The organism is Pseudoalteromonas sp. Angola-30, from assembly GCF_028599215.1.
Lineage (GTDB): Bacteria > Pseudomonadota > Gammaproteobacteria > Enterobacterales > Alteromonadaceae > Pseudoalteromonas > Pseudoalteromonas atlantica.
In genome coordinates, this window is record NZ_JAQREI010000074.1 from 1 (window position 1) to 433 (window position 433).

General features: G+C 38.1%; 1 protein-coding gene. It reads left to right on the forward strand.

The window, feature by feature from the left end:
- On the forward strand, nt 1-433 hold a 433-nt coding region (locus tag PSH54_RS20665; protein ID WP_273607018.1), incomplete at both ends, for a YhdP family protein.

The window sequence follows — 433 nt, forward strand, 5'->3', positions numbered from 1 at the left end:
TTTAAAGGGTGAGCTTAGCTTTAATAATCAACAAATAAACCTCACCGATGCTACGGCTACATGGCTTGGTATGCCATTAACGATTAACTACACTAGTGACGCAAACGCAGAGAATTATCGCGCTAATATAAATATAAATGCTCAGCTTGATGCGCAAACACTCATAAACCATGGTCAAGGTATCTTAGATGTTTACTTAAGCGGGCAAAGTGACGTTGATATTGCTTTAGAGCTTAATTTTACCGAGCAAGGGTTTAACTATCGTGCCGAAGTTGAATCGCCACTTATTGGCTTAAATAGTTCCTTGCCAGGAGTATATACAAAAAGCAGTGAGCAAATTTGGCCTCTGAGTGCGGTTATTCAAGGTGATGATATCTCTAATCTGATCACTGCAAATATTAATGAGTTATTTTATTTCAATGCCATTCTAGAC